Source organism: Azoarcus sp. TTM-91, from assembly GCF_012911025.1.
In the GTDB taxonomy this organism is placed as follows: Bacteria; Pseudomonadota; Gammaproteobacteria; order Burkholderiales; family Rhodocyclaceae; genus Azoarcus.
The window spans coordinates 1-4,580 of record NZ_WUEI01000196.1 but is presented as its reverse complement, the minus strand read 5'-3'; the positions used below and the strand labels follow the sequence as shown (position 1 = coordinate 4,580).

The 4,580-nt window shown below is 70.3% G+C and carries 3 protein-coding genes; all 3 read left to right on the top strand.

All coding sequences use genetic code 11. The features are described from left to right. On the top strand, positions 1-1,542 hold a 1,542-nt coding region (locus GRF61_RS23340; RefSeq protein WP_211166167.1), incomplete at its 5' end, for an ABC transporter permease. Beyond that, the gene (locus tag GRF61_RS23335; RefSeq protein WP_169153007.1) at positions 1,539-2,318 is read left to right on the top strand and encodes an ABC transporter ATP-binding protein; all 780 of its coding nucleotides are present in this window, start codon (positions 1,539-1,541) and stop codon (positions 2,316-2,318) included. The genes GRF61_RS23340 and GRF61_RS23335, both read left to right, overlap by 4 nt. A 100-nt stretch (positions 2,319-2,418) precedes the next feature. After that, on the top strand, positions 2,419-4,047 hold the full coding sequence (locus GRF61_RS23330) for an arylsulfatase (protein WP_169153006.1): 1,629 nt from the start codon (positions 2,419-2,421) through the stop codon (positions 4,045-4,047). The last annotated feature ends 533 nt before the right edge of the window (positions 4,048-4,580 follow it).

Sequence of the window (4,580 nt, the reverse complement as noted above, 5' to 3'; positions counted from 1 at the left end):
CCCCTGCTCCGCTGGCCCAGCCCCGCCGCGCTGCTGCCCTGGCTGACGCCGCTGGCGCTGGCCGCACTGTGGCTGCTGGCGCTGCACTACGTGTGGATCTCGCCGCAGACCCTGCCGGCGCCCGGCGAGGTCGGCATCGCCGCGCTGGATCTCGCCCACGGCGGCGAGCTGGTCGACCACGTTCTGCACAGCCTGCGCCGCCTGCTGCTGGGCCTGGTGCCGGGCGTGCTTGCCGGCATTGCGCTGGGCAGCGTGCTCGGCCTTTCCCGCCGCGGCGAGCGCCTGCTCTATCCCAGCTTCGCCGTCTGGGTGCAGGTGCCCAACCTGGCGTTGGTGCCGCTGCTGATGGTCTTCCTCGGCATCGGCGACCTGCTCAAGGTGGTCATCATCTTCAACGCGGTGCTGGTGCCCATGGCCATCCACACCCAGGCCGGCATGCGCGACGTGCCGGGGCCGCTGCGCGAGGCCGCGCGGGTGCTGCGGCTGTCGCCCTGGCTGATGATGACGCGGCTCTACCTGCCGGCCGCGCTGCCGGCCATGCTCACCGGGCTGCGGCTGGCGCTGGCCAGCGCCTGGACCTCCATGGTGGTGGTGGAGCTGCTGGCCTCTTCCGAAGGCATCGGCTACCTGATGGTGTGGGGGCGGCAGATGTTCCAGCTCGACATCGTCTTCGTCTGCATCGCCGTCATCGGCCTGCTCGGGCTGGCGATGGAGCATGCGGCGCAGACGCTGGACCGCCGGCTGGTGCGCTGGCCGCGGCCGGCGCTGCAGGGCCATCGCCACCCCGCCGCCGTCCGCGGCGACCTGCTGCCCTGGCTGCTGCCGGCCACCGCCTGCCTGCTGTGGTGGGTAGCGAGCAGCCGCGGCTGGGTGGCGGACCATGCGCTGCCGCCGCCGGAAGACGTGCTGCGGGCGCTGTGGCAGGGCGTGGCCGACGGCACGCTGACCGCGGCCATGGGCCAGAGCCTGGGCCGCTACCTGCACGGCCTCGCCTGGGGCGCGAGCGCCGGACTGGTGCTGGGGCTGGCCAGCGGGCTGTGGCCGACGCTGCAGCGCCTGCTCGGCGGCACCCTGGGCACGCTGCGGCAGATCGCCATCTTCGCCTGGCTGCCGCTGCTCACCGCCTGGGCCGGCACCGGCGAGGGCGCGCGGGTGCTGTTCATCGCCATCGCCAGCTTTTTCCCGGTGCACATCGCCACCCAGCGCGGCGTCGCCAACCTGCCGGCCAATCTGGTGGAGACGGCGGCGGTGCTGCGCCTGGGCTTCCTGCGGCGGCTGCGCTACCTGGTGCTGCCGGGCGCGGCCAGCGCCATCTTCGCCGGCCTGCGGCTGGCGCTGATCTACGGCTGGCTGGCAACCATAGGCGCGGAGTACTTCATGGCCTCCAGCATCGGTATCGGCAGCCTGATGATCAATGCACAGCAGCTGATGAACACCGAAACCATCCTCGCCGGCGTGGTGCTGGTCAGCCTCACCGGCGCCTTTCTCAACCTCGCCGGCCGCGCCCTAGAAGGCCGCGCAACCCGCTGGAGAACCGTATGAGCACCGCTTCCCCCGTTCAGCCCATCGTGGATTTCGCCCACGTCGGCAAGACCTTCACCGTCAATGGCCGCAGCTTCGAGGCGCTGCGCGATGTTTCGCTGCAGATGCGCGAGGGCGAGTTCGTCGCCATCGTCGGCAGCAGCGGCTGCGGCAAATCCACCCTGCTGCGCCTGCTGATCGGCCTGGAGCAGGCCGACCAGGGCCACATCGAGATCGACGGCCACGCGGTGCGCGGCGTCGGCGCCGACCGCGGCATCGTGTTCCAGGAGCACCGCCTCTTCCCCTGGCTGACGGTGACGCAGAACGTGGCGCTGGGCATCGCCAACGAGGCGCTGGGCGCAGAAGAAAAGGCGCGCCGGGTGCAGGAGCACATCGAGCTGGTCGGCCTCGGCGGCTTCGAGCAGGCGCTGCCGCACCAGCTCTCCGGCGGCATGTCGCAGCGGGTGGCGATTGCCCGCGGCCTGGTCGCCAGCCCGCGCATCCTGCTGCTGGACGAGCCCTTCGGCGCGCTGGACGCGCTCACCCGCCGGCAGATGCAGGCCGAGCTGCTGCGCATCCGCGAGCGCAAGAACATCACCATGCTGCTGGTAACCCACGATGTGGACGAGGCGGTGTTCCTGGCCGACCGCGTGGTCGTAATGGCGCCACGTCCCGGCCGGGTGCGCGAGGTGGTGGAGGTCGGCCTGCCACAGCCGCGCGAGCGCAACGGCGCCGCGTTCCAACAGCGCTGCGCCGGGCTGGTGGAACTGCTGACCGAGCAGCCGCTGGCCGCCTGAGCGCCCACCTGAACAAAGTCTCGCGGCGCTGGCGCACCCCGCCTGCCGCCGCCATCCCCCTCTCCGGAACCATCCAATCCGCCCCTGGAGCCTCCACCCCATGAGCCGTCCCAACATCCTCCTGATCGTCGCCGACGACCTCGGCTTCTCCGACATCGGCGCCTTCGGCGGCGAGATCGACACCCCGCGCCTGGACGCCCTGGCCAAGGCCGGCCTGCGCTTCACCGATTTCCACACCGCCTCTGCCTGCTCGCCGACACGCTCCATGCTGCTCACCGGCACCGACCACCACATCGCCGGCATCGGCAGCATGGCCGAGGCGCTGCCGGACGAGGTCAAGGACAAGCCCGGCTACGAAGGCCACCTCAACCAACGCGTGGTCACCCTGCCGGAACTGCTGCGCGACGCCGGCTACGCCACGCTGATGTCCGGCAAGTGGCACCTGGGCCGCACGCCCACCTCGCTGCCCGGCGCACGCGGCTTCGAGCGCTCCTTCGCCCTCATCCCCGGCGCCGCCAACCACTACGGCTTCGAGCCGGCGCTGGCGCCGGAACAGCGCCCCGGCCTGCTGCGCAGCACCGCCGGCCTGTACACCGAAAACGACCGCTTCATCGACGCGCTGCCGGCGGACTTCTATTCCACCGACAGCTTCACCGACATCCTGCTCGGCTACTTCCAGGAGCTGGAGGACGTCGGCGACGAGCGCCCCTTCTTCGCCTACCTGCCCTACAGCGCGCCGCACTGGCCGCTGCAGGCGCCGGACGAAGTCATCGCCAAATACCGCGGCCGCTATGACGCCGGCCCGGCCGCGCTGCGCGAGGAACGCCTGGCCGCGCTCAAGCGCCTGGGCCTGATCGGCGAGGAGGTTGAAGCCCACCCGGTGACCACCAAGACACCGCCGTGGGAGGAACTGAGCGAGGAGCGCCGCGCCTTCCTCTCCCGCGCCATGGAGGTCTATGCCGCCATGGTGGATCGCATGGACTGGAACATCGGCCGGGTGCTGGACCACCTCGAAGCGCGCGGCAAGCTGGACGACACCATCGTGCTCTTCCTCTCCGACAACGGCGCCGAAGGCACGCTGCTGGAAGCCTGGCCTACCTTCGGCCCCAACCTGGAAGCGGTGATCGCCGAGTATTACGACAACAGCCTGGAGAACATCGGCCGCGGCAACTCCTACGTCTGGTACGGCCCGCGCTGGGCGCAGGCCGCCACCGCACCGGCGCGGCTGCAGAAGGGCTTCACCACCGAGGGCGGCATCCGCGTCGTCTCCTTCCTGCACTACCCCGCCATCGCCCGCAAGGCCGAGGTTGCCCACGACTTCGCCACGGTGATGGACATCGCGCCCACGCTGCTGGACTTCGCCGGCGTCGCCCACCCCGGCGGCGAATACCGCGGCCGCGCCATCGAGGCCCCGCGCGGCCGCTCCTGGCGCAACTGGCTGGAAGGCCGCAGTGAACAAATCCACGCCGACGACACCATCACCGGCTGGGAACTCTTCGGCCGCAAGGCGGTGCGCAAGGGCCAGTGGAAGGCGGTGTTCATCCCGGCGCCCAGCGGCCCGGAAACCTGGCAGCTCTACGACCTCGCCCGCGACCCCGGCGAAGTGCACGACCTCGCCGCCAGCCAGCCGGACAAGCTCGCCGAACTGCTTGCCGGCTGGGCGCAGTACGTGCGCGAGAACGGGGTGATCGACTTCCCGCGGCTGAAACCGGTGTTCGGGGACGAATGAGGACGACGGAGCCGGTTGCCGGCTTTCATGCGGGAGCGGACCGGCAAGCCGCCTGATCCATTCTTATGGCATAGCAAAAGGAGGAGGCAGCACTTTCCCGCCGCGTCCGAAAGCGAGGGATCAAGCAGCGACGCCAGCACAGTCAGCACTACCAGCAGAAGGCCGGTGGCATGCATACGCATCCACCGGCCTTTTTCAGCCGCCGCCTTCGATTGCGGCAGTGCCCCCGACAACCATCGCCAGCCACTGAGTACCCGGCGTGCGCCGGCTCCTTCGGCGGAGCCCTGCCAGAGACCTGGGCCAGGGCCAGGGCCAGACAACCTTATTGTCATATCCTGTAACGCACACTATGATTTTTGCATTGCCGCCATAACAGCTCCCAACGCAGCGCCATCCCGGCGCGCCCTCCAGCCCCCCGCGCGGCCTGCAAGGACCGCCATGCCCCAGCAATCCGCCCTGCGCTTCACCTTCAGCATCGGCGACACCGCCTTCGAGGTCATCGCCTTCACCCTCGACGAAGGCCTCTCCGAGGG